Origin of the sequence: Streptomyces sp. NPDC049887 (assembly GCF_040656535.1) — a bacterium.
GTDB lineage: Bacteria > Actinomycetota > Actinomycetes > Streptomycetales > Streptomycetaceae > Streptomyces.
On record NZ_JBFAMM010000018.1, the window covers coordinates 55,110 to 81,593 of the forward strand.

The 26,484-nt window shown below is 74.0% G+C and carries 8 protein-coding genes; 5 read left to right on the forward strand and 3 right to left on the reverse strand.

Going from position 1 to position 26,484, the window contains the following annotated elements; genetic code table 11:
* Window positions 1–86: 86 nt before the first annotated feature.
* Complete coding sequence (locus tag AB0J10_RS21905; RefSeq protein ID WP_363064024.1) at window positions 87–1,151, forward strand: iron-siderophore ABC transporter substrate-binding protein; 1,065 nt, start codon at window positions 87–89, stop codon at window positions 1,149–1,151.
* 96 nt (window positions 1,152–1,247) lie between these two features.
* Here AB0J10_RS21905 and AB0J10_RS21910 read toward each other — a convergent pair whose 3' ends face one another.
* Together AB0J10_RS21910 and AB0J10_RS21915 are read right to left on the reverse strand one after the other, a co-directional pair.
* Window positions 1,248–1,457 carry an MbtH family protein gene (locus tag AB0J10_RS21910; RefSeq protein ID WP_363064026.1) on the reverse strand — a complete coding sequence of 70 codons (210 nt, stop codon included), beginning with the start codon at window positions 1,455–1,457 and terminating at the stop codon, window positions 1,248–1,250.
* Window positions 1,458–1,525: 68 nt separating this feature from the next.
* On the reverse strand, window positions 1,526–20,713 hold the full coding sequence (locus AB0J10_RS21915) for an amino acid adenylation domain-containing protein (RefSeq protein ID WP_363064028.1): 19,188 nt from the start codon (window positions 20,711–20,713) through the stop codon (window positions 1,526–1,528).
* A 170-nt stretch (window positions 20,714–20,883) separates the two neighbouring features.
* Between AB0J10_RS21915 and AB0J10_RS21920 the strand changes: the two genes are divergently transcribed.
* From AB0J10_RS21920 to AB0J10_RS21930, 3 genes are all read left to right on the forward strand, one after another.
* On the forward strand, window positions 20,884–21,924 hold the full coding sequence (locus tag AB0J10_RS21920; RefSeq protein ID WP_363064030.1) for an iron chelate uptake ABC transporter family permease subunit: 1,041 nt from the start codon (window positions 20,884–20,886) through the stop codon (window positions 21,922–21,924).
* A gap of 3 nt (window positions 21,925–21,927) precedes the next feature.
* A complete protein-coding gene (locus AB0J10_RS21925) occupies window positions 21,928–23,037 on the forward strand; it encodes an iron chelate uptake ABC transporter family permease subunit (protein ID WP_363064032.1) in 1,110 nt (369 codons plus the stop codon).
* A 125-nt stretch (window positions 23,038–23,162) separates the two neighbouring features.
* On the forward strand, window positions 23,163–23,987 hold the full coding sequence (locus AB0J10_RS21930; RefSeq protein ID WP_363064158.1) for an ABC transporter ATP-binding protein: 825 nt from the start codon (window positions 23,163–23,165) through the stop codon (window positions 23,985–23,987).
* 66 nt (window positions 23,988–24,053) lie between these two features.
* Here AB0J10_RS21930 and AB0J10_RS21935 read toward each other — a convergent pair whose 3' ends face one another.
* Window positions 24,054–25,001, reverse strand: coding sequence for a methionyl-tRNA formyltransferase (locus AB0J10_RS21935; protein WP_363064034.1), 948 nt, complete (start codon window positions 24,999–25,001; stop codon window positions 24,054–24,056).
* A 119-nt stretch (window positions 25,002–25,120) separates the two neighbouring features.
* Here AB0J10_RS21935 and AB0J10_RS21940 point away from each other — a divergent pair, with 119 nt between their 5' ends.
* Entirely contained in the window at window positions 25,121–26,458 is a 1,338-nt protein-coding gene (locus tag AB0J10_RS21940) for a lysine N(6)-hydroxylase/L-ornithine N(5)-oxygenase family protein (RefSeq protein WP_363064036.1), read from the forward strand.
* The last annotated feature ends 26 nt before the right edge of the window (window positions 26,459–26,484 follow it).

Genomic DNA, 26,484 nt, shown 5'->3' on the forward strand with positions numbered 1-26,484 from the left:
ACCGCCCACTCCACCGCCGTACCGCACGCTCCAGCCGCCACCCCCCGCACCACCGCTCCACCGGAGCCCGAACGAAGGAACGACCGATGCCCCGCTCCAGCAGAGCCCTGCGCCTCGCCGCCGTGCCGGCCTCCGCCCTCCTGCTGCTCGCCACCGCCGCGTGCGGCGGCCCCGATCCCGGTACCGGGGACTCCGGACCCGAGGCGGGCACGACCGGCGACGCGGGAGCCTTCCCGGTCACCATCGCGCACAAGTACGGCAGTACCACGATCAAGTCCGAACCCGAGCGCATCGTCACCGTCGGCCTCACCGACCAGGACGCGGTGCTCGCCCTCGGTGAGGTCCCGGTCGGCACGACCGAATGGCTCGGCGGCTACAAGGGCGCCATCGGCCCCTGGGCGCAGGACGAACTGGGCGGCGCAAAGGCCCCGACCGTGCTGAAGGACACCGGGACCGGCCCCCAGGTGGAGCGGATCGCCGCCCTCAAGCCGGACCTGATCCTGGCGCTCTACGGGGGGCTGACCAAAGAGCAGTACGCGTCGCTCTCCGCCTTCGCGCCCGTGGTCGCCCAGCCGAAGGAGCACAACGACTACGGCGTTCCCTGGCAGGAGCAGACGAGGACGGTGGGACGCGCGCTCGGCAAGGCCGAGGAGGCGGCGAAGGCCGTCGAGTCCGTCGAGGCGAAGATCGCGGCCACGGCCGACGAGCACCCCGGCTTCAAGGGCACCACCGCCGTCATGGCCACCCCGTACGAGGGCATCTTCGTCTTCGGCAGCCAGGACCCGCGCTCCCGCGTCCTCACGGGCCTCGGATTCGCCATGCCCGACGGTCTGGACTCGGCGATCGGCGACAAGTTCGGCGCCGGCATCAGCAAGGAGCGCACCGACCTGCTCGACCAGGGCGCCGTCGTCTGGATCGTCGGCGACGTGGCGAAGGACGCGCAGAAGCTGCACGGTGACGCCTCGTACAAGGACCTCAAGGTCGTGAAGGAGGGGCGCGAGGTCTTCGTCGACGAGACCAGCGACTTCGGTCACGCCACGTCCTTCGTGTCCGTGCTCAGCCTGCCCTACGTCGTCGAACGGCTCGCCCCGCAGCTGGCGGCGGCCGTCGACGGCTCGCCCGCCACCAAGGTCGAGCAGCCCACGTCCTGACCCCCGACCCGGACGCCCGGCCCGGCCGGTCGCGGTGAACTCCGCGCCCGGCAGGGCCGGTTCCGTGTGCCGCCGCCCGGCGGCGGGCCCTCGGGCTCAGCCGTCCGTCGACTCGGCCAGGCTCCTGGGGCGCATGTCCGTCCAGTGGGCCTCGATCCAGTCCAGACAGGACTGCCGGGACGCCGGCCCGTGGACGGCCCGCCAGCCGGCCGGCACGTCCACGAAGTCGGGCCACAGACTGTGCTGGTTCTCGTCGTTGACGAGCACGGAGTAGACGCCGTCGGCGTCCTCGAACGGATTGGTCATGTTCTCGATCTCCTCCTCGTGACATGTCCGCGGGCTCGGGTGCCGCCGCGCCTCCCGGCGGGGGCCGTTCACTCCCGTCCGCGCCGCTCGGCCCGGGTGATCAGCCCCTTCAGGGCCCGGAACCAGGTCTCGGCGAGGTCCTGGACCGTCTCGCGGGGCACCAGACCCTCCAGGTAGGACCAGTGGGCGGCCAGCACCGGCCCGTCCGCCCGGTCCTCGGTGACCACATTGATGCTCAGCGCGTGTCCCTCCCGCATCGCCGGCCCCGGGCCGATGTCGGCGTGCTCCTCCTCGGGGGCGTACGACCAGTCGGTCTCCTCCGGGACACCGAACCTGCCCAGGTAGTTGAACTCGATACGCGGGGGGACGCGGCTCGCCAGGACCTCCCGGGTCCGGGGGTTGAGATGCCGCAGCAGGCCGTAGCCGACCCCGCCCGTGGGCAGTGACGCGAGGTGCGCGCGGACCCGCCGCACGGCCTCCTCGGCCGCCGGACCGCCCGCCATCGCCTCGGCGGGATCGGCCGCGCCGGCGTCGAGCCGGACCGGGAAGACACTGGTGAACCAGCCCACCGTGCGGGAGAGCCCGACCTCGTCGCCCGCCGGCTCCTCCTCGCGGCCGTGGCCTTCGAGATCCACCAGGACCGACGTGCCGGACCCCCCGTCGCGGCGGTCGCGGTCCCCGAACGCCACGGCGAGCCCGGCCAGCAGCACGTCGTTGACGCCCGCGCCGAAGGCGGCAGGCACGGCCGAGAGCAGTGGTCCGGTCAGCTCCGAGGGCAGCCGCAGTGACAGCTCGCGCAGGGCCGCCGTCGTGTCGCGGTCCGGATCCGGCTCGCGGATCAGCGGGAACGGTTCCGAGCCGTCGTCCAGGACCGCCGTCCACAGCGGCAGCTCCGACTCCCGTTCCGGGGTCACGGCCAGCTCGGCCAGCAGCCTCGACCAGCGGGCGAAGGAGGTCTCCACGGGGTCCAGCCGCACGGGCCGCCCGGCGGACACGTCCCGCCATGCCGCTGCCAGGTCCGGCAGCAGCACCCGCCACGACACACCGTCCACGACGAGGTGGTGGGCCATCAGCAGCAGCCGTCCCGGTGCGCCGCCGGCGTCGAACCACACGGCCCTGACCATGACCCCGGCGTCCGGGTCCAGCAGGGCCCGGGCCGCACGGGCGTGTTCACGGACGGCCTCGCCCAGAGCCGCGGCGCCGAGGCCCGAGACGTCCACCCGCACGAGCCAGTCCGCGGCGTCGACCGTGCCGGGCCCGGGCACGTGCAGCGACCAGTCGCCGGTGTCGTCGCGGGACGGCCGCACCAGCGTCGCCCGCAGCATGTCGTGCCGGTCCGCGAGCGCCTGGAACACGGAGGTGAGCCCGCGCAGGTCGAGCTCCGCCGGGGTGCGCACCAGCGCCGCCTGGTGGTACGTCGCGATCGGGCCGCCGAGTTCCCGCAGCCAGTGCATGACGGGGGTGAGCGGCACGGCTCCGGTGCCGTCGTCCTCGGGCAGCGCGGCGATCGCGCCGGCATCCTCGGCGACGGCGCCCAGACCCGCCGGGGTGCGGTGCCGGAAGACCTGCCGAGGGCTGAACCGGACCCCGGCCGCACGGGCCCGGCCGACGAGCTGCATCGCCACGATGCTGTCTCCGCCGAGGACGAAGAAGTCGTCGTCGACGCCGACCCGTTGCAGGCCCAGCACCTCCGCGAAGACCGCGCAGAGGACCCTCTCCCGTTCGTTCCGGGGCGGACGGCCCGAGGACAGCGCGGAGAAGTCGGGTGCGGGCAGCGCGCTCCGGTCGACCTTGCCGTTCGCCAGCTTCGGGAAGCGCTCCAGCAGGACCACCGCCGCGGGGACCATGTGGCCCGGGAGGAGCGCCGCGACATGGGCGCGCAGCGCCCCCGCGTCCGGTGCCCCGCCCCCGGCGGCCACGGCGTAGGCGACGAGGCGCCGTGCCGTGTCGTCCTGATGAACCGTCACCAGGGCCTGGTCCACGTCGGGATGCCGGGCCAGCGCGGCCTCGACCTCCGCCGGCTCCACGCGGAAGCCGCGGATCTTCACCTGCTCGTCGGCACGCCCCAGGAAGTCGACGCGTCCGTCGGGGGTCCAGCGGGCCAGGTCGCCGGTGCGGTAGAGCCGGGACCCCGGCGGGCCGAACGGGTCGGCGACGAAGCGCTCCGCCGTCAGTCCCGGTCTGCCCAGGTACCCGCGGGCCAGACCGCCGCCGGCCAGGTACAGCTCTCCCGGCACTCCCGGCGGCACCGGCTGCAGCAGCCGGTCGAGCACATGGGCCCGTGTTCCGGCCACCGGCCGCCCCACAAGTGGACGTTCACTGTCGCCGACGCGCGCCACCAGCGCGTCCACCGTCGACTCGGTCGGACCGTACAGGTTGAACGCCTCCGTCCCCCGCAGTGACGCCAGCCGTCGCCAGAGTGCGAGCGGCACCGCCTCGCCGCCCACGCCGACGACCGCGAGCGGGCACTCGTCACCCCGCAGCAGTCCGCTCCCGGCCATCCGGGCGAGGAGGGACGGGGTGACCTCCAGGAAGTCGAACCCGTGCCGGACGACCGCCGCGGCGAGCAGTTCCGGATCGTGCCGGACCTCCTCGGACACGATGTGCACGCAGTGCCCGTCGAGCAGCCACAGCTGCGGCTGCCAGGAGGCGTCGAAGCAGAACGACCAGGCGTGGCCGGCGCGCAGATGCCTCCGGCCCGTCGACGCGACCGCGGGCGCGTACAGCGTCTCGCGGTGGCTGTGGAACAGGTTCCCGAGCGTCTCGTGGGTGACCACCACTCCCTTGGGGCGGCCCGTGGAACCGGAGGTGAAGATGACGTACGCGGGGTGCCGCGGGCTCAGCGGACCGGTGCGTTCGGCGTCGGTGACGGGGGTGGCGTCCTGGGCGGCGATCCGTTCGGCCGTCCCCGGATCGTCCAGGACCAGCCGGTCCGCACCGGGCGGCAGCGTGCCGGTGAGAGCGACGGTGGTGACGGTCAGCACCGGCCGGGCGTCCGCCAGGACGTGCGCGGTGCGTTCTGCGGGCGCGTCGGGGTCCAGCGGCAGATACGCGGCACCGGCCTTGAGGACCGCGAGGACCGCCTCCATGAAGCGGGCGGTCCGCGGCAGCGCCAGCGCCACGAGGCGTTCCGGACCCGCGCCGTGCCCGATGAGCAGCCGGGCGAGGCGGCCGGACCGCGCGTCGAGCTCTGCGTAGGTGAGTTCGGCCTCCTCCGAGGCCACGGCCGGCGCATCCGGCCAGGCGCGTACGCACGCGTCGAACAGTGCGGGCACCGTCGTCGGCGCCGCCGGCAGCGGACGGGAGCGCCGGCCGTCGGCCAGCCTGCGCCGCTCGTCGTCGCCGAGGATCCCGACACGTCCCACGGTGACGTCCGGATCCGCGGCCACGGCCCGCAGGATCCGCCGCAGCCGGTCCGCGAAGGACTGGGCGGTGGCGTGGTCGAACAGGTCGGCGCTGTACTCCAGCACGCCGTCGACGCCGTTGCCGTCGGCCCGTTCGACGAAGTCGAAGGACAGATCGAACTTGGCCGATGTCTGTGCCACCTCAGCCCGGCGCGACCGCAGTCCGAGGAGGTCCCCCTCCTCCTCGCCGGGCGCGAGGTGGACCACCATCACCTGGAACAGCGGATGGCGTGCGAGCGACCGCTCCGGGTTGATCACCTCCACCAGCCGCTCGAAGGGCACGTCCTGGTGGTCGAACGCCGACAGATCGGTCTCCCGCACCCGGGCGAGCAGTTCGCGGAACGTCGGATCGCCGGAAGTGTCGGTGCGCAGCACGAGGGTGTTGAGGAAGAACCCGACCAGATCCTCCAGGGCGGCGTCGGTCCGCCCGGACACCGGGCTGCCGATGGGGATGTCGTGCCCCGCGCCGAGCCGCGTGAGCAGGGTGGCCACCGCGGCCTGCAGCACCATGAACACACTGGCGCCGTGCTCCCGGGCCAGCCGGTGGAGATCCGCGGTGAGTCCGGCGTCGAGCGAGAGGTCGGCCGAGCCGCCCCGGTGGCTCGCCTCCGGGGGACGGGGCCGGTCGGCGGGCAGCGCCAGCTCTTCGGGGAGCCCGTCGAGGGCCTGCCGCCAGTAGGCGATCTGTCGTGCCGCGCGGCTTCCCGGGTCCCGCTCGTCGCCGAGGACCTCGCGCTGCCACAGCGTGTAGTCGGCGTACTGGAGCGGCAGGGGCGCCCAGTCGGGGGTACGGCCCGCGGCGCGTGCGGCATAGGCGACGCCCAGGTCCCGGTGCAGCGGGGCCTCCGACCACTCGTCACCGGCGATGTGGTGCAGCAGGAGCAGCAGCGCCCACTCCTGCTCGCCGGTGCGGAACACATGGACGCGCAGCGGGGGTTCGCGGTCCAGCTCGAAGCCGTACGCCCCCGCCTCCGTCAGCCGCTGCGCGAGGCGCTCCGGCGCGACGTCCTCCACCGCGAACGGGACACGGAGCCCGCCGGGTTCGAGCACCCGCTGGTAGGCCCGGCCGCCCTCCTCGGGGAAGACCGTACGCAACGTCTCGTGCCGCCGGGCCAGGTCGTGCACCGCGGCCCGCAGCGCCTCCACGTCCAGGTCACCCGTCAGGGACCAGGCGGAGGGGATGTTGTACGTCGGGCTGGGGCCCTCCACCTGGTGGAGCACCCACAGCCGCTGCTGGGCCGAGGACAGCGCGAGCCGCTCCGGGCGCGTCCGCACCGCGGGTGCCGGGCGGGCCCCGGACGCGTCCGAGCCGACCGCCGCCAGCCGTTCCGCGAGGCGCGCCGGTGTCGGTGCGTCGAACACCGTGCGCAGGGACACCTCCGTCCCGAGCACGGCGCGTACCCTCGCCGCCAGTCGCATCGCCAGCAGGGAGTGGCCGCCGAGCGCGAAGAAGTCGTCGTCGACGCCCACGTGGCGCACGTCGAGGACGGCGGCGAACGCCTCGCACAACACGTCCTCGCGGGGTGAGCGGGATGGCCGGCCCGGGCCCGACCCGGCGAACTCCGGTGCCGGGAGCGCCTTCTCGTCGAGCTTGCCGCTCACCGTACGGGGGAGGGCGGGCACGGCGACGAAGGCCGCGGGCACCATGTGCGCGGGCAGTGCGGACGCGGCCCGGACGCGCAGTTCGGCCGCGTCGGGAACCCGGTCCCCGGCGGGCAGGACGTACGCCACCAGCCTGGGCACCCCCGGGGTGTCCTCGCGCACCACCACGGCCGCGGAGGCCACCTCCGGGTGCCCGGCGAGGGTCGACTCGATCTCGCCGGGCTCGATGCGGAAGCCGCGCAGCTTCACCTGGCCGTCGGCGCGCCCCAGGAACTCCAGCCCGCCGTCGCCGTATCGCCGGACGAGGTCGCCCGTGCGGTACATCCGGCTGCCCGGCGGGCCGAAGGGGTCGGCGGTGAACCGCTCGGCGGTGAGCCCGGGCCGGTTCAGATAGCCGCGGGCCAGTCCCTCGCCCGCCAGGTACAGTTCGCCCGCCACTCCCACCGGCACGGGTCGCAGGGCGCGGTCCAGTACATGGGCGCGCACGTTGTCGAGCGGGGCGGCCCAGGCGTCGGACCCGTCCGGTCCCGGACCGTGCCGGCCGTAGGCGTCGACCGCGCACTCGGTGGGCCCGTACAGATCGTGTGCCCGCACCCCGGGCAGTCCGCACAGCCGTTCCCACAGCGGGGCGGGCGTCGCCTCCCCGCCGACGGCGATCACACTCGGCACCCGGCCGCCGGGCGCGAGGAAGCCGTGGTGGATCAGTTCGCGCAGATACGTCGGTGTGACGTCGAGGAAGTCGATTCGCTCCCGGTCCAGATACGCCATCAGCTCGGCCGGGTCGGCCATCGTCGACTCGTCCGTCACATGGAGTTCGTGCCCGGCGAGCAACCAGAGCAGCGGCTCCCAGGAGCCGTCGAAGCCGAACGAGGCGGCGTGCACGGCCCTCAGTCCGGCGCCTCCCGCTGCCTGCCGCGCGGGCCCGATCAGGTCGTCCCGATGCGCCGCGAAAAGATTGCTCAGGCCCCGGTGGGTGCCCACGACTCCCTTCGGGGTGCCGGTGGAACCGGAGGTGAAGATGACGTAGGCGGCGTTCGAGGGGGCGGGCCGTACCGGCGCCCCGCCCACCGCCGGACGCACCGGCTGTCCTCCGGCCGTCGGGTCGTCCGCAGGGGTGCCACCGGGTCCGTCCGGGGCGGCACCGGACACGTCCGGGACGACACCGTGCACCGGGCTGCCGGCGGCCGCGTCCGGGGCGTCACCCTCCACCGGGGCAGCGCCTCCCGGGGCGTCCGCGGACACGCCCCCGGGCACGCCCGGCCGCCCCACCCGGCTTCTGCTCGCCCGGGAACCGCGTCCGGGGGGTTGCGCAGCCGCCGTGTCGTCGAGCAGGACGTGCTCGCAGCCGTCCGGGAGCCGGGCCGCGAGGGCGGCGGTGGTCAGCACGCACAGCGCCCCCGCGTCCCTCAGCATGAACTCCAGCCGCTCGCCGGGACATTCGGGATCGAGTGGCAGATACGCCGCCCCCGACCGCAGCACGCCCAGGATCGCCGGCACCATCAGACGCCGGGGGAGCGCCAGTCCCACCACCGCCTCGGGGCCCGCGCCCCGGCCCGCCAGCAGTCGCGCCACCGTCTCGACCCGGTCGGCCAGTTCGCCGAAAGTGAGGCGCTCCCCGCCCGCGACCAGGGCCGGGGAGTCCGGTGCCGCACGCACCGCGTCGCCGAGGATCTCCGGGACCGAACGGGCCTCCAACGGCCGGTCCGTGGCGTTCCAGACCCCGGTCGAGGCGGCCTCCTCCTCGTCGGTGAGGACGCGCAGCGAACCGATCGGCCGCCACGGGTCGGCGGCGACCTGCTCCAGCAGGGCCACCAGCCGCCGGGCCAGCAGGGCGGCGGTCCCGGCGTCGGTGAGGTCGCCGGCGTACTCCAGCAGCAGGGCCATGCCCCGGCCCGGCCCGTGGTCGGCCACCGTGAAGTCCAGGTCGAACTTGGCCATGCCGGTGTCCATGTCGAACCACTCGGTCGGCAACCCGAACAACTCCGGATCGCCGTCCGGTCGACGGTGGTAACCGAGCATCACCTGGAACAGCGGGTTGCGGTCGGCCACCCGGGCCGGGTTGACCGCCTCCACGACACGGTCGAACGGCACGTCCTGGTGCTCGTACGCCGCCAGCGCCGCCTCCTTCACGCGCCCCAGCAACACGGCGAAGGACGGGTCCCCGGACAGATCGGTGCGCAGTACGAGCGTGTTGACGAAGAAGCCGACGAGGTCGTCCACCGCGCTGTCCGTGCGCCCCGCGATCGGTGCGCCGAGCGGGATGTCGTCGCCCGCGCCGAGCCGGTGCAGCAGTGCCGCCGTCGCCGCCTGGAACAGCATGAACACACTGACCTGGTGGGTGGCCGCCAGCTCCCTCAGCGCCGCGGCCGAAGCGTCCGGCAGGGCCGTCCGGACCATGCCGGCCCGGCCCGTGGCGCGGGCCGCGCCCGGCCGGTCCAGCGGCAGCGGGATCTCCTCGGGCAGCCCGCTCAGCGTCCGCGTCCAGTAGGCGAGCTGCCGCTCCCCGACCTCGGCGAGCAGCCGGTCCTGCCACAGCGTGTAGTCGGCGTACTGGACCGGCAGCGGGGGCCAGTCCGGCTCCCGGCCGGCGGTACGTGCGGCGTAGGCGCGGTCCAGATCGGCGAGGAACGGCCGGTCCGACCACTCGTCGGTGGTGATGTGGTGCAGTACCAGCGCCACCACGGTGTCCTCCGCCCCCAGCCGCAGCACCTGGGCACGGAGGGGCAGGTCCGCGGTCAGGTCGAACGGGCGCCGCTGTGCCTCCTGCAGACGCGTGGCGAGGTCTTCCGCGGGGCAGTCGTCCGTACGGAACTCCGGTTCGGCCTCATCGGCCGGCACGATCAGCTGGTACGGCTCGCCGTCCGCCACACCGAAGCGGGTTCGCAACGTCTCGTGACGACCCATCACATCGACGAGCGCGGCCCGCAGGGCGACCGGGTCGAGGGCGCCGCGGACCCGGAACACCAGTGGGAAGTTGTACGCGACCCCGCCCCCGGTGATCCGCTCCACCAGCCACAGCCGCCGCTGCGCCGCCGAGAGGGGAATCCGCGCGGGCCGTTCGGCGGGTGCGAGCACGGGCCGGGCCGGCCTCCCGGCACCGGCCCGCAGCGCCAGGGCCTCGGGCGTGGGGGCCTCGAACAGATCGCGGATCGCCAGCTCCGCGCCCAGTTCCGTACGGGCCCTGCTGATCAGCCGGGTCGCGAGCAGGGAGTGGCCGCCGAGGTCGAAGAAGCCGTCCTCGGCGCCGGTGCGCGGGAGCCCCAGGACCTCGGCGAACAGCCGGCACAGCACCTCCTCCGCCGGTGTGCGCGGCCCTCGCCCCTCCGAGAGCGCCACGGCCGGTTCCGCGTCCGGCAGCGCCCGCACGTCGAGCTTGCCGTTGCCGTTCATCGGCAGCGCGGGCACGACCACGAAGGCGGCCGGGACCATGTGGCCCGGCAGCCGCCGTCCCAGGCCCTCGCGCAGCCTGCGCACGAGGGCACCGTTGCCGCGGCTCGCGGCGGGAGCACTGGCGTACGGAGCCGTCCCCCGGTCCGGACGTGGCCGGTACAGTCCCGTCGTCCGGGTGCACCGCGCACCCCGGACGAACACGGCGTCGAAGAAGCCCGGTTCGTCCGACCAGGTGGTCAGCACCCGGTAGCCGTGCGACTCCCCGAGCTCCCGCAGCACGTCCGGTTCCACACCGGCCTCGGCCGATGCGGCGGGCGGCAAAGCGTCCACCGCCCTCAGCACGGCCAGGTCCGTGGCGGTCCGCGCGTCGGGCACCCGGCGCACCCGCAGCCGGTCCGGGGCGTGTTCCGCGGCGCCGAGACGGGCCGAGAGGTCCACGGACCCCGTCCAGTCGAGGACCGGCGCGTCCTCCAGGCGGACCGCGCCGGCCGTGTCCCCGCACAGGACGACGTCGTACCGGTAGCGCGTCAGCTCGTTGTGGTGCCGGCCGGCCTTGGTGCGCACCTCGGCGCCGAGACCGAGGGTGGTGAACCAGTCCGGGTGGACCAGGAGTTCCTTCTCCAGGGCGAGGCCCCGGTCGACCGCCGCCCGTAGTGAACGCGGATCGGTGCCCTCGTCGGCCCGGGCCCGCCGAATGCCCGCCTGGAAGGCCCGGGCCTGGCGAAGGTCGCGGACGTCACCGAGGAACAGGGCGCCCCCCGGGGCGAGCAGGGCCATGGCGCCCCGGATCACCTGGTGCAGATGCTCCAGACTCGGGAAGTACTGGACGACGGAGTTGATCACGACGGTGTCGAAGAACCCGCCGGGCAGACCGTCGGTCACCTCGGCCGACTGGCAGCGCAGCTCCACCTTCTCCGCCAGTTCCGGGTCCGCCCGCAGTTCCTCGCCGAGCTTGCGGATCGCGGGCTCGGCGAAGTCCGTGGCCCAGTAGGCCTCGGCGTCCGGGGCGAGCCGGGACAGCAGCAGACCCGATCCGACGCCGATCTCGAGGACGCGACGCGGCCGCAGCTCGCGGATGCTGCGCACGGTGGCCTCCCGCCATTCGCGCATGTGGGCGAGGGGGATCGGGTTCCCGTCGTAGGAGCTGTCCCAGCCGGCGAAGTCCTCGGTGAACAGGGCCGTGCCGATCTCCGCGTACTCGGCCGAGTAGATGTCCCGCCACTCGCCGACCTGCTCCCGCTCGGCCGACTCACGGGCCTCGGCTCCCGGCATGGCCGCTACGACGTACCCGACGAGCCGCCGGGTGCCGGGCGCCGCCGTGTCGTCCCGGGCGACCACCGCCGCCTGCGCCACCTCGGGGTGCTGTGCGAGCGCCGTCTCGATCTCGCCCAGCTCCACCCGGTGTCCGCGGATCTTCACCTGGTCGTCCGTGCGGCCGAGGAAGTCGAGATTGCCGTCGGCCCGCCGGCGCACCAGGTCCCCGGTGCGGTACACGCGCTCGCCCGGCCGGCCGTGCGGATCGGCCACGAACCGCTCCGCGGTGAGGCCCGGCCTGCGCAGGTAGCCGCGGGCGAGTCCCGCGCCGGCGATGTACAGCTCGCCCGCCACCCCGTCCGGCACCGGCCGCAGCCAGGTGTCGAGGATCCGTGCGCGGGTGGCGCGGATCGGGCGTCCCACGGTCGGGGCCGCGCTGTCGTGGGTACCGCCGCCGAGGGCGTTGATGGTGTACTCGGTGGGGCCGTACAGGTTGTAGCCGTACGTCCCCTCGGTGTCCCGCAGGGTCGCCCACACCGCCTCGGTGACCGCCTCCCCGCCGAGCAGCACCAGCGGCGGGCGATGGCCCTCCAGCAGGCCCTCCTCGATCAGCAGGTGCGCGTACGTCGGTGTCACGTTGACGACGTCGACGCGGTGTTCCTCGCAGTAGGCCACCAGGGCGGTGGCGTCACGCCGCAGCTCCTCGTCGCAGATGTGCACCTCGTGGCCCTCGACGAGCCACAGCAGCTCCTCCCAGGACATGTCGAACGCGAACGACACGGTGTGCGCGATGCGCAGCCGCCTCCCGCCGGCCGAGGCGACCGCCGGGGCGAAGATCTCCTCCTGGTGGTTGAGCTGCATGTTCGTCAGGCCCACGTACGGGGTGACCACTCCCTTCGGCCGCCCCGTCGAACCGGAGGTGTAGATGACGTACGCCGGGTGGTCCAGGCTGAACGACACGCGCACGGCGGCGGAGGAGAGGCCGGCCAGTTCGGTGGCCACCTCCGGGGAGTCGAGCAGCACCCGGGGGGTGCCGTCCGCGAGGGTCCGGGACACCGCCTGCGTCGACAGCAGGATCAGGGGGCGGGCGTCCGTCAGCATCAGGGAGAGCCGCTCGGCGGGATGGTCCAGCTCCAGCGGCAGGTACGCGGCGCCGGTGCGCAGCACGGCGAACAGGGCCACCACCATGTCGATCGAGCGCGGCAGGCCCAGCGCGACGACCCGCTCCGGCCCGGCTCCTCGGGCGAGGAGCAGCCTCGCCACGCGGTTGCAGCGGGCGTCCAGTTCGGCGAACGTCACCGTGGCGGAACCGAAGACCAGAGCCGTCGCCTCCGGTGTCCGGGCGGCCTGGGCGGCCAGCATGTCGGCCACCGTCAGGTGCGGCACCCGCTGACGGTTCCCCGACTCCTCCCGCGCCAGGGCGAGGGACTCGGCCGGGAGGAGCGGATCCAGCGACCCGACGGGTGCCGTCGGGTCGGCCGCGAGCCGGCCGGCCAGCAGCACGAACCGGTCGAGCAGACCCTGCGCGTACGCCCGGTCCAGCAGGTCCGGGCGGTGCGCGAGGGTGACGCGGATCCGCTCCCCGGGGGTGACGACCAGGTTGGCCGGGTAGTGGGTGGCGTCCACGTTCGCCACTGCGGTGGCGCCGTGCCGGTCGCGCAGCGCCGCGAGCCGCTCGTCCGTGTCGGCGTTGCGCAGCACGAACAGGGTGTCGAACAGGCGGCGGTGCCCCGTCTCGGCCTGGAGCACGCCGAGCCCCAGGTACTCGTACGGCATGAGCTCCATCCGCTCGGCCTGGACACGGCGCAGCAGATCCACGACCGGCTCACGCGGGTCGAACGCGATGCGTGCGGGGACGGTGTTGAGGAACATTCCCACGACGTTCTCGACGTCGGGCACCTCGCTGGGCCGCCCCGCCACGGTGGTGCCGAAGACGACGTCGGTGCGCCCGGTGGCACTGGCGAGGGCCAGCCCCCAGGCGGCGTTCAGCACCGTGTTGAGGGTCAGGCCGTGACCGCGAGCAGTCTCGCGCAGCCGGCCGGCCGTCTCCTCGTCGAGGACGGCGTCCAGGTGCTCCGGGAGCACCGGCTGCAGGTCCCGGTCGTCGACGGCCGGGACCAGCAGGGTGGGCTCGTCGAACCCGGCCAGCGCCGCTCGCCACGCCCCGGTCGCCCGTGCGTCGTCCTGGTGCTCCAGCCAGCTCAGGTAGTCGCGGTACGAACCGGGGGAGCGCAGTCCCGCCGCGTCGCCCCCGCTCGCGTACAGGGCGAACAGCTCGTCGAGGAACAGCCAGGCGGACCAGCCGTCCCAGAGGATCAGATGGCGGCCGATCACGAGCCGGTCCCCGCGCCCGGGACCCAACCGCACGAGCAGTATCCGGAACAGCAGCGGCCGGGACAGGTCGAAACGGCGGGACCGCTCCTCTTCCATCAACTCGGCCATTCGCCGGTCCTGTTCGGCCCGGGGGACCTCCGACAGATCCACCTCCAGGACCGGGACCTCGGCGTCGCGGACGATGAACTGCACGGGTCGCCGCAGACCCTCGCCGGTGAAGCCGGCCCGCAGACCCGGATTGCGGTCCAGCAGTGTGCGGGCCGCCGCCCGCAGCCTCGCGGTGTCCACCCCGGCGGCCAGGTCGAAGGACTCGTGGACCGTGTACACGTCCAGGGCCCCGTCGTCGTACGCCGAGTGGAAGAACAGGCCCTCCTGCAGCGGGGCCAGCGGCCACACGTCCTCGATCCGGCCGGGGGCCAGCCGCTCCACCCGCTCCCGTTCCTCGTCCGTCAGGGCGAACGCCGACGCGGCCGTGTCCCGGTCGGCCGCCGCGACGGTGCCCGCCACCGCGGCGAGCGCCACGGGTGTGCGGTGCTCGAACACCTCCCGCGGGCCCAGCTCCAGACCCGCGCGGCGGGCCCGGCTGGAGACGGCGATGGAGCTGATGCTGTCGCCGCCGAGCAGGAAGAAGTCGTCGTCGATGCCGACGTCCGGCACGCCCAGCACCGCCCCGAAGATGTCCGTCAGCAGCCGCTCACGCCCGTCGCGGGGTGCCCGGACTGCCGCGCGCACGGCACGCGGGGCGGGCAGCGCGGCCCGGTCCAGCTTGCCGCTGAGGGTGAGCGGCAGGGCCTCGAGGACCACCCAGCCACCCGGCACCATCGGGGCGGGCAGCAACTCCGCCAGCCCCGCGCGCAGTTCGGTCACCTGCGGGGCGTCCCCGCCGGTCACCGACGGCACCACGTACGCCACGAGCGCGTCGTCCCGCACCGTCACGGCCGCCTGGCCCACCCCGCGCAGCCGCAGCAGCGCGGCCTCGATCTCACCCGGCTCGATGCGGTTGCCGTGCAGCTTGACCTGCCGGTCGGTGCGGCCCAGGTACTCGACCACCCCGTCCGCGCGGCGCCGCACCAGATCGCCGGTGCGGTACATCCGGCTGCCGGGCGGCCCGTAGGGGTCGGCCGTGAACCGCTCGGCCGTCAGACCGGGGCGCGCGTGGTAGCCGCGCGCCAGCTGGACACCGGTCAGATAGAGCTCGCCCGGCAACCCGTCCGGAACCGGCCGCAGACACAGGTCCAGCACCCGCAGCCCGGTGTTCCACACCGGCCGCCCGATGGGCACGGCGTGGGTGTCGCCGCCCTCCCGCGGATCGAACGGATGGTGTGTGACGTCGACCGCGGCCTCCGTGGGGCCGTAGAGGTTGTGCAGGGGCACTCCGGTCAGCGCGTGCCACCGGCGAGCGGCGGCGAGCGGCAGCGCCTCGCCACTGCTCAGCACGCGGCGCAGCGACGCCGACCAGCCCGGGTGGCCCGCGAGTTCGTCCGACCCCAGGAACGCCTCCAGCAGGGACGGCACGAAGTGCATCGTGGTGACGGCCTGCTCCCGCACCAGCGCGGCCAGGTACGCAGGGTCGCGGTGGCCGTCCGGGCGGGCGAGGACGACGGCGGCACCTTCGAGGAGAGGCCAGAAGAACTCCCACACGGACACGTCGAAACCGGACGGGGTCTTCTGCAGTACGCGGTCGTCGGCGCGCAGGCCGTAGGCGTCCTGCATCCACGCCAGGCGGTTGACGACGGCCCGGTGGGTGACGACGACGCCCTTGGGCCGTCCGGTGGAACCCGAGGTGTAGATGAGGTAGGCGGGGTCGTCGGGGCGGGCGGCGCGGCCCTCCACCGGCACCGGGCCGGTACCGTTCCCGTCCCCGTCGTCCCCTGGGGAGTCGAGCAGCAGGACCGAGGTCCCGGCACGTTCCGGCAGGCCAGGGGCCGTAGCGGCGACCGCGACCACCGTTGTCGCACCGGAGTCGGACAGCATGTGGGCCACCCGGTCCGCCGGGTAGTCCGGATCCAGCGGCAGATAGGCGGCGCCCGACCCGAGCACGCCGAGCAGGGCCACCATCAGCTCCGCCGAGCGGGGTACGGCGACCGCCACGAAGTCGCCGGGTCCGACGCCGCGGCCCCGCAGCCGGGCGGCCAACGAAGTCGCCCGGGCGTCGAGTTCGGCGTAGTCGAGCCGTTCCCCCTCGAAGACCACGGCCGTGGCACCGGGGGTCCGGGCCGCCTGCGCCGCGAACGCGGCGGCCAGCGTGGTCTCCGGGACCGCGCGCTCCTCACCGGCCTGACCTGCGCGCAGCGCCTCGTCCGGTGCCGGCGGGTCGACGGAGCCCACCGCCCGGGAGGGGTCTGCGGCGAACGCCTCCAGGATCCGGACCAACCGGTCGCCGAGCGCCCGTACGGTGCCGGCGTCGAGCCGCTGTGCGTGGTGCTTGAGCCGCAGGTCCAGCCGAGGGCCCGGCCGGGCCACGAGCGCGAGGGGATAGTGCACCGCGTCGTGGAACACGTCACCGGTGATCCGGACGCTGCCCGACGGGTCCGTCAGCCCCCCGGCGGCGGGGTAGTTCTCGACCACCAGCAGTGTGTCGAAGAGTTCGCCCCCGCCGGAGTGGCCCGCGACCCGCTGGATCTCCGCGAGTCCGAGGTGCTGGTGGTCCAGCAGCAGGGCCTGCTCGTCCTGGAGACGGGACAGGACGCGCCCCAGGGACTCCCGCGGCGTCCAGCGCAGCCGGGTCGGCAGGGTGTTGATGAACAGCCCCACCATCGTGTCGATGCCGTCGACCTCGCTGTCGCGGCCCGACACCGTGGTGCCGAAGACCACGTCGCCGCGGCCCGTGAGCCGGCCGATCAGCAGCCCCCAGGCGGCCTGCAGCACCGTACCGAGCGTCACGCCGTGCTCCCGGGCCCGTTCGGCGAGACGCGCGGTGGTCCTTTCGGACAGCTGCACCCGGACGTGCGCGGGACGCACCGGCCCGCCCGCGGACGGGGCGCCCACCAGCCGGGTCGGCCCGTCCAGTCCGGCGAGTGCGGAGCGCCACGCCCCTCGGGCGGCGTCCCGGTCCTGCTCGCCCAGGCGGCGCAGGAAGGCACGGTACGGCGTGACCGGCGGGAGGGCGGGGGCGGACGTGCCGTAACAGGCCATCAGTTCGCGGTGCAGCACGGGCAGCGACCAGCCGTCCGCGATGATGTGATGGAACGTCAGCACCAGTCGGCTGCGCCGCTCGCCGAGCCGCACCAGGGCGCAGCGCACCAGCGGTGGCGCCCCCAGATCGAACGGGGCTTCCCGTTCCTCCGCGCACACCGCCTCCCCCAGGGCGCCACGGGCCGCGTCATCCTCGGCGGAGAGGTCGGCCTCACGCCACGGCAGCACGACGTCCCGGACGACGACCTGCACCGGAGTGCCGTCGGGGCGCTGCCGGAACCCGGCCCTCAGCGGCGCGTGCCGGTCCAGCAGCCGCTGGGCCGCCCGGCGCAGCGTGCCGCCGTCGACCGGGCCGGCCAGGTCGAGGACCTGCTGCACCACATAGGCGTCGCCGCCCGGTCCACCGGTCAGCGCGTGGAAGTGGAACCCCTGCTGGAGCGGTGTCAGGGGAAGCAGTTCCTCGATCGCGAGGGGATCCGGTCCCTGGACGGCGGCGAGTTCGGCGGTGTCCGGCACGGGCGGCGGGGCCGTGGCGGGGGAGCCGGACGCCACCGCCCGGTCGACGGCGGCCTTCGCCAGTCCCTCCACCGTGCGGTGCCGGAAGACCTCGCGCGGTGTGAGCCGCAGCCCCGCCTCCCGGGCCCTGATCAGCAACCGGACGGCGGTGATGCTGTCTCCGCCGAGCGCCAGGAAGTCGTCCTCGGCCGTGACCCGGTCCAGCCCGAGGACCTCTGCGAACAACCGGGCGAGCAGGGACTCGCGCGCGGTCCGCGGCGCACGGCCCGCACTCGTCGCCGCATGGTCCGGGACGGGCAGCGACCTGGTGTCGATCTTGCCGCTCGGGGTGACGGGCAGGGTGTGGACCGGGACGAAGGCCGCGGGCACCATGTAGTCCGGCAGCGAGGCGGACGCGTGTTCGCGCAGCGTCCTCATCAGGGCCACGGGGTCGCGGAAGGGCACCGGACGGTTGGCGCGCGGGTACGCCCCGCCGCCGCGGTACAGCCCGGCCGGGGAAGCGTCGAGGGCGAACACCGCGTCGAACGCCCCGTCGTCGGCAATGCCGTTCCAGGTGAGCGCCACCCGGTAGCCGTGCTCGGCGGCGACGGCGTGGTAGTCCTCCGGGTCCGCACCCGGATCCGCCGAGCCGCCCGCGCCCTCCAGCCGCCGCAGGTCCGCCAGGTCGTCGGCCAGGCGGGCGTTCGGCACGCCCGTGATCCGCAGCCGCCGGGGGCGCCGCGCCAGCAGCGGGCCCGGCCCGCCCGACTCCGCCGCCGAGGCCCAGCCGACCTCCCGCTCGCCCGTGACGGCCGCCGCCGGCTCGCCGGGACGCAGGACGACGTCGTACCGGTAGCGGCTCAGCTCGTTGTGGAACACGGCCCGTTTCATCCGGACCTCCGCGCCGAACCCGTCGAGGGCGGCGAAGAAGTCCGGATCGAGGAGCAGTTCGCCCTCCCAGCGCACCGACCGTTCCACGGCGGCGCGCAGCGCGGTCCTGTCCGGGTCGTCGGCCCCGCGGAGCGACGCGCGGCGGGTCTCGACCGCCGCGCGCAGCGTGCGCAGCAGCCGTAGATTGCGCACGTCCCCGAGGAAGATCCGGCCGCCCGGAGCGAGCAGCGCCGACACCTTCCGCAGGACGTCCTCGAGGTACTCGGCGCTCGGGAAGTACTGCGCCACGGAGTTGAGCACGACGGTGTCGAACCAGCCGGCGGGCAGCCCCTCGGTGTCGTGCGCGGGCCGGGTCAGCAGTTCGACCCTGCCCGCGAGTCCGGGGTCGGCGCCGACGTGGGCGCGCAGTGCCTCGACCGCCTCCCGGGACAGGTCGGTGGCCCAGTACGACTCGCAGCCGGGGGCGATCCGCGACAGGATCAGCCCGCTGCCGGCGCCGATCTCCAGCACGCGGCGGGCGGGCCCCGCGTCACGGATGCTCCGGACCGTCTCCCGGTGCCACTCGCGCATCTCCTCGACGGGGATGGGCCGTCCGTCGTACATGCTGTTCCAGCCGGCGAAGTTCTCGCGGAGACCGTCCGGTCCGGCCGCCCGGTGGAGGAGCTCGTGCATCTCCTTCCACTCCTCGATGCCGGTGTACGGGTCGGCGTCCGGTGGCGGGTCGAGCGCGGGCACGACGTAGGCGGCGAGTCGCCGGTCTCCGGGCCGGTCCTCGCGCGCGACCACCGTGACCTGGTCGACGGCGGGGTGGCCGCGCAGCACGGACTCGATCTCGCCGGGCTCGATGCGGAACCCGCGGATCTTGACCTGCGCGTCGGCCCGGCCCAGGAACTCCAGCCTGCCGTCGCCCCTCCAGCGGACCAGGTCGCCCGTGCGGTACAGCCGTTCGCCGGGCTCGCCGAACGGGTCGGCGACGAACCGCTCGGCCGTCAGGTCGGGACGGCCCAGATAGCCCCGCGCGAGGCCCGCACCCCCCAGGTAGAGCTCACCCGTGACACCGGCGGGAACCGGCCGGAGGCAGGCGTCGAGGACGTACGCCCTGGTGCCCGGGTCGGGCACGCCGATCGGCACGACGGACCCGGTGGGGATGTCCGGATCGCACAGCCCCAGTGTGGAGTTGGTGGTCGCCTCGGTCGGCCCGTACGCGTTGAACATCATGCGGCCGCGGGCATAGCGGCCCACCAGCTCCGGGGAGACCCGCTCCGTGCCGGCCAGCAGCGTCGCGTCCGCCGGCAGGTGCACGTCGCCGGGCATGGCGGCGAGCAGCGCCGGAGGCAGGATCATGAAGGTGATGCCGTGGGCGTGCGCGTAGTCCGCGAGCGGGGCGCCGGGCACCCGGAGCTCGGCCGGCACGACGACGAGCCGCCCGCCCGAGAGGAGCCCGAGGCACAGGTCCCAGAAGGCGACGTCGAAGCTCGGCGAGGCGAACTGCAGCACCCGACTGTGCGGGCCGATGCCGAACCGCTGGGTCTGGGTGGCGACGAGCTTGGCCACACCGCTGTGCGCGAGGACGACCCCCTTGGGCCGGCCGGTCGACCCGGAGGTGTAGATGACGCAGGCGGCGCCGAGGACGTTCAGCGGGGCGCCGCGATCGGCGTCGGTCGGGTCGTGCGCGGGCCGCCCCGCCAGCTCGGCGGCGGTGTCCGGCGCGTCCAGGGCGAGCACCGCCGTCCCGTCCCGCCCGGGGAGTTCGCCGGCGGTCTCCGCGGTGGTGACCGTGCAGACGGGAGCGGAGTCCGCAAGCATGTAGGCGACGCGGTCGACCGGGTAGTCGTGGTCGACGGGCAGATAGGCGGCACCGGACTTCAGCACCGCGACCTCGGCCACGATCAGGTCCACGGAGCGCGGCAGGGCGAGCGCCACGATCCGCTCGGGGCCCGCGCCGCGCGCGATCAGCGCGTGGGCGAGTCGGTTGGCGCGCGCGTCCAGCTCGGCGTAGGTCAGTGCCTCGTCGCCGAGTACCAGGGCGACCGCGTCGGGACGGGTGCGGACCTGTTCGGCGAACAGCGCGGGCCAGGTCGTCGCCGGCACCTCGTGCCCGGTGGCGTTCCAGTCGCGCACGACCTGCCGGTACTCCTCCGCGTCCATCAGATCGAGGGCTCCGAGAGGCGCCTCGGGACGTGCCAGGGCGTCCGTCAGCAAGGTCCGGTAGTGGCCGAGCATCCGCTCCACGGTGGCGCCGTCGAAGAGCGCCGTCCTGTACGTGGCCCGCACCGAGCCCTCGCCCACCTCCAGCAGCAGGTCCACGGAGTCCGGTAGGCCCGCCGCGGGCCGGGAGGCGGTCCCGAGAGCCGTGTTGAAGAACGCCCCCTCGCCGTCCCGCCCCGGCTGCGGGAGAAGTTCGTCGGCGAGGACGTCCAGAGGGGCGCGATGGGCCTCCGCCTCCTGCCGTGCCTGCTCGACCCGGCGCTCCAACTCGGCGAAGGACGGCTCGTGTTCGGCGGACACCCGCACCGGCAGACCGTCGTGGCCCACGGTGAGGTCGATGGCACCGCTGTAGCGGTGAAGCAGCGTCAGGAACGCGGCCAGCAGCACGGAGTCGGCGGCGTCCGGCAGCCCGGACAGGACGTGGGACTGCCGTTCCCACCCGACGGCCGGTGCGTACGGGCGGTCTCGGGGGAGCGAGATCTCCTGCGGAAGCGGCGTCAGTACCCGCCGCCAGTAGGCCAGAACTTCCTCGGAACCGCACACGTGCCGTCCCTCCCCAAGCGGGCCGGTCCCGGCACTGGGCCGGGGGATCGGCGTCATACTAAGGTAAGGGTTACCTAATTCACAGGGTGCCTGTGGGCTTCCCCCCGAGGGGGTGCGACGGCCACACTCGTCCTGCAGTCGGCACCGGAGCGACCGTGGAGGAAGACGACGTGGGGACCTTGGCGGTCCGGGCGGCGAAGGGCCCCCGCGCGGTGCTGTTGCTGTCGCTGACCGGTGCGCTGCTCCTGGCACTGTGCGGCGTCTCGATGACGTTCGGAGCCCTGAGCGTCCCGCTCGGCCAGGTGTGGGACACCCTGCTCGGCGACGCCCCCGACTCCCGTGTGGACAACGTGATCTGGTCCGTCCGGCTCCCGCGCACCGTCCTCGGACTCGCCACCGGCGCCGCCCTGGGGCTCTCCGGTGCGCTGATGCAGGCACTGACCCGGAACCCGCTCGCGGATCCGGGCATCCTCGGCGTGAGCGCCGGGGCGGCCTTCGCCGTCGTGCTCTCCGTCGGCGTCCTCGGCCTCGGCTCCCTCCACGGCCACATCTGGTTCGCGCTCGCCGGCGCCCTGGCCGCCACCGTCCTCGTCCATCTGCTCGGCGGCCTCGGCCGATCCGGGTACACACCCGTCAGACTCGCCCTGGCCGGCGTCGCCGTGACCTCCGTGCTCTTCTCCCTCACCAGCGCCGTGGCCCTGACCGATCCCGACGCCCTCAATCGCTACCGCTTCTGGTCGGCGGGCTCCCTCGCGGGGCAGGACGGCGAAGTCCTCGTACGGGTGCTGCCGTTCCTGGCCGTCGGTGCCGTACTCGCCCTCGCCTGCGCCCGCGGACTCAACAGCCTGGCCCTCGGCGACGACGTGGCCAGGTCCCTGGGACTGGGGACCGGCCCGCTGCGCGCCCAGGGCGTCGTCGCCGTCACGCTCCTCACCGGCGGGGCCGTCGCCGTCATCGGCCCGGTGGTCTTCGTCGGCCTCGTCGTGCCCCACGTCGCCCGCGTCCTCGCCCAGTACGCGGGCATCGGGCCCGACCACCGCTGGCTGCTGCCCCTGTCGGCGCTGCTCGCTCCCTGTCTGCTGCTGGCCGCCGACATCGCGGGCCGGCTGGTCGCCCGACCGGTCGAGATCCAGGCCGGAGTCCTGGTCGCCTTCGTCGGTGGGCCCTTCTTCATCGCGATGGTACGCCGCCGACGACTCGCGGAGCTGTGAGCCATGAGCACCGAACTCGCCCCCGGTCCCGGCCGGGACCTCACTCCCGGCGCACGGCCCCCGTGGCGGACTCCCGGCCGGCTCGCCTTCCGGCTCGCCGTCCCGCCCGTCTCCGGTGTCCTCAGGCCCCGGCTGGTGGGGGTGTGCACCGTCCTCGCCGCCACCGCGTTCGCCGCCTTCTGGGTGGGCGTCTCCGTCGGCGAGGTCTCGCTCCCGCTCTCCGACGTGCTGCGGGCGCTGGCGGGTGGGGGCGAGCCCGGCACCCGGCTGATCGTCCACGAACTCCGACTGCCCCGGGCGGTGGCGGGCCTGCTCGTCGGCGTCGCCTTCGGCGTCTCGGGCGCGCTGCTCCAGACCATGACGCTCAATCCGCTGGCGAGCCCGGACATGATGGGCATCACCCAGGGCGCGGGCACCGCCGTGGTCGCGAGCATCGTCCTCGGCTGGGACTTCGGCGCCGGTACGCAGCTCATGGGGCTGCTCGGGGCGCTCGCGGCGGCGTTCCTGGTGTACGTGCTGGCGTGGAAGCGGGGCACGACCGGCTACCGGATCGTCCTCGTCGGCGTCGGCGTCGCCTGGATCTGCACCAGCGCGACCGACTACCTCATGGCCCACGGGCGCCGGTTCGAGGCGCAGGCGGCCCTCGGCTGGCTCGTCGGCAACCTCAACGGCCGCACCTGGCAGCAGATCGGCCCGCTCGCCCTGACCGTCGTGGTGCTCCTGCCCGCGGCCCTGCTGCTCGGACGGCAGATGCGGACACTCCAGCTGGGCGACGACATCGCCCGGGGCCTCGGCACCCGCGTCCAGGCCGTCCGCGTCGCCGTACTGGTCTGCGCCGTCGGGCTGGTGGCCCTCGGCACGGCCGCCGCCGGCCCGGTGGCGTTCGTCGCCCTGGCCGCCCCGCAGATCGCCCAGCGGCTCGCGGGGACGGCCTTCCCGCCACCCGTCGCCTCGGGACTGGCCGGCGCCGTCGTCGTGCTCGCGTCCGACCTGGCCGCCCGGAAGCTGATCCCCGGCACCGAGTTGCCGGTCGGCATCGTCACCGGTGTGCTCGGCGCCCCCGTACTGCTGTGGCTGCTCGTCCGCGCCGATCGCGCCGGCTCAGGAGGTTGAGGAACGTGTCGTCGAGGTACGAGGACCCGTACGCTGCGGAGCCGCGCACACCGTCCCGCGAGACGCGGGACCGGAGCCCCGAGAACCGCCCGCCGGCACCGGGGTTCGGGGCGGCGCCCCCCGAACTGGGCGCGCGGGGACTGCGGCTGGCCTACGACGACCGGATCGTCGTGGAGGACCTCGATGTGACGATCCCCCCGGGGCGCGTGACGGTGATCATCGGAGCGAACGCCTGCGGCAAGTCGACGCTGCTGCGAGCCCTCGCCCGGCTGCTGAAACCCCGGGCCGGTGCCGTGCACCTCGACGGGCGTTCGCTGCACTCCCTCCCGACCCGCGAACTGGCCCGGCGGCTCGGCATCCTGCCCCAGTCGCCCGTGGCCCCCGAGGGGCTGACCGTCGTCGATCTCGTGGGACGCGGCCGCTCACCGCACCAGACGTGGTGGCGCCAGTGGTCGTCGGGGGACGAGCGGGCGGTCCACGACGCGCTGCGCGCCACCTCGATGACGGACCTCGCCCACCGCGCCGTCGACGAGCTCTCCGGCGGGCAGCGGCAGCGGGCCTGGATCGCGATGGCGGTCGCCCAGGGCACTCCCGTACTGCTGCTGGACGAGCCCACCACCTACCTCGATCTGGCGCACCAGATCGACGTCCTGGACCTCGTCACCGATCTGAACCGGCACCAGGGCAGGACCGTCGTCATGGTGCTGCACGACCTCAACCACGCCTGCCGCTACGCCGACCACGTCATCGCCATGAAGGCCGGCCGTGTCGTGGGCGAGGGCACGCCGGGCGAGGTCGTCACCGCCCCCATGGTGGAGGAGGTCTTCGGGCTGCGCTGCGTCGTCGGCACCGATCCCGTCAGCGGGACCCCCATGGTGGTCCCGGTCGGCCGCCACCACGTGCCGGAGCCCGGCGCCAGGGGAGCGCCCGTCCCCGGCGCCGTCGGATGACCCGGCACCGGGCCGGCCGGGCACCTGCGGCCGCCCGGCCGGCCCCCTGCCCGGGAGGCGGGCGGGTCAGGGACGGTCCGTCAGATAGCCGCCCATGGTGCGGAAGTACTCCGTCGCGGCCAGTTCCGAGCCCCCCTCGGTCCGCACGCGCCTGACCACCAGACCGGGGAGCCGTCCCGAGCGCGCCTCGGCGCCCGCGACGATGACGACCCCGTCGCCCTCGCGGATGAAGATCCGTCCGGGCGTCCCTCCGTAACGCCCCCGCGAGACGGCGGCGGAGACGATCCGCAGGCGCCTGCCGCGGTGATGGGTGAAAGCGTTGGGATACGGATCGGACTGTGCGCGGACGAAGCGTTCGAGCACGTCGGCGGGCCAGGTCCAGTCGATCCGACTGTCCTCCGGGGAGCGCTTGTGGAAGAAGCTGGACCGAGTGGTGTCCTGCGGCCTCCACACCGCCTTCCCGGAGGAGATGAGGGCGAGCGAGTCGTTGACCAGGGGGCCGATGAGGTCGACCGTGCGGTGGAAGAGGTCCGTGGCGGTGTCGGCCGGCCCGACCGGTACGGAACGCTGCAACAGCACGTCGCCCTTGTCGAGTTCGGCGTTCATGCGGTGGGCGGTGACGCCCACCTCCTGCTCGCCGTTGATGAGGGCCCAGATGAGCGGGGAGAAGCCGGCGTAGGCCGGCAGCAGGGAGTCGTGGACGTTGAGGGTGCCGTGCGGGGGGAGGCCGAAGATCTCCGGGGGGAGCCAGGTGCGCCAGTTGTTGGCCACGATGAGGTCCGGCTCGGCCGACGCGACCGCCTGGAGGAGTTCGGCGTCGTCGGGGCGGTTGCGCAGCATCACGGGCACGCCGTGCTTCTCGGCGAGGTCGGCCACCGAGTCGTTCCAGATCCTCTCGTAGGCGTGGTCGCTCCTGGGGTGCGTGACGACCAGGGGGACCTCGTGCTCCGAGTCCAGCAGCGCCTGCAGCGTCCGGTGTCCCCAGGTCTGATAGCCGAACATGACGACCCGCATCTGAGCCCTCCTCAGCCATTGAAAGGTAAGGCTTACCTTATCTAGTATGTCCCTGCTCAGGGGAGCCCGTGTTCCCGACTCGGGGCACTGTGAACCCCCTTGGGGGAGGCGATGACGCGGTGACGACATGGCACGGAAACCCGGAACACATCCACGACGTACTGGGCATCGGCTTCGGACCGTCCAACCTCGCACTCGCCATCGCCGTTCAGGAGCGCACCGCGAGAACCCCCGGAGATCCGTTCCGCGCTCTCTTCCTCGAACGGCAGGCGGGTTTCGGCTGGCACCGGGGCATGCTCATCGACGACGCCACCATGCAGGTGTCCTTCCTCAAGGACCTCGTGACCCTGCGCGACCCGACCAGCGACTTCAGCTTCCTCGCCTATCTCCACGAGCGAGGCAGGCTGGTCGACTTCCTCAACCAGAAGTCGCTGTTCCCCCTGCGCATCGAGTTCCACGACTACTTCGAGTGGGCCGCCTCGCGCCTCGCCCACCTCGTCGAGTACTCCGCCGAGGTCGTGTCGGTCCGGCCCGTGACCGCGGACGGCGAGGTCCGCTGGTTCGACGTCGTCAGCCGCGACCCCGCGGGCCCGGGGCGCACGACCGTCCGCCGCACCCGCGGTATCTGTGTCGCCACCGGCCTCGAACCGCATCTGCCGCCCGGAACCGTGCTGTCCGAACGCGTCTGGCACAACAGCGAGTTGCTGCCCCGCGTCGGTGAACTCCGGCGTTCCGGAGCTCCGGTGCGCCGCGCCGTCGTCCTCGGCGCCGGTCAGAGCGCCGCCGAGGCGGTCGACTACCTCCATCGGAGCTTCCCCGACGCCGAGATCTGTTCGGTGTTCGCCAAGTACGGCTACACGCCGGCCGACGACAGCCCGTTCGCCAACAGGATCTTCGACCCCGAGGCGGTCGACGTCTACTTCGGCGCGCCCGCCGACGTGAAGCGCTCCCTGTTCGACTACCACCGCAGCACCAACTACTCGGTGGTGGACATGGATCTGATCCAGTCACTGTCCCGGACGATGTACCAGGAGAAGGTGCGGGGCCGGCGACGGCTGCGCATGATGAACGTCTCCCGCATCAGGGAGGTCGGGACGCACCCGGGAGGCGTCCGGATGGCCGTGGAGTTCCTGCCCACCGGCGAGCGCGAGGTGCTGGAGGCGGACCTGCTCGTCCACGCCACCGGATACCGGCCGCGGGGCCTGGGGGAGGACCTCGGGGAGGTCGGCAAACTGTGCCTCAGGGACGAGGAGGACGCCCTCCGGGTGGGCCGCGACCACCGGGTGGAGACCGCGCCCAATGTGACGGCGGCCGTCTACCTCCAGGGGGGCACGGAGCACACCCACGGTCTCGCGTCGACCCTGCTGTCGACCACCGCGATCCGTGCCGGGGAGATCTGCGGCGCGCTCTTCGCGCGGCGGGGGGTGAGTGTGCCCGGAACGGGCTTCGCCGCCTGACCGCGCGGGCGCGGGCGGCTCCGTCG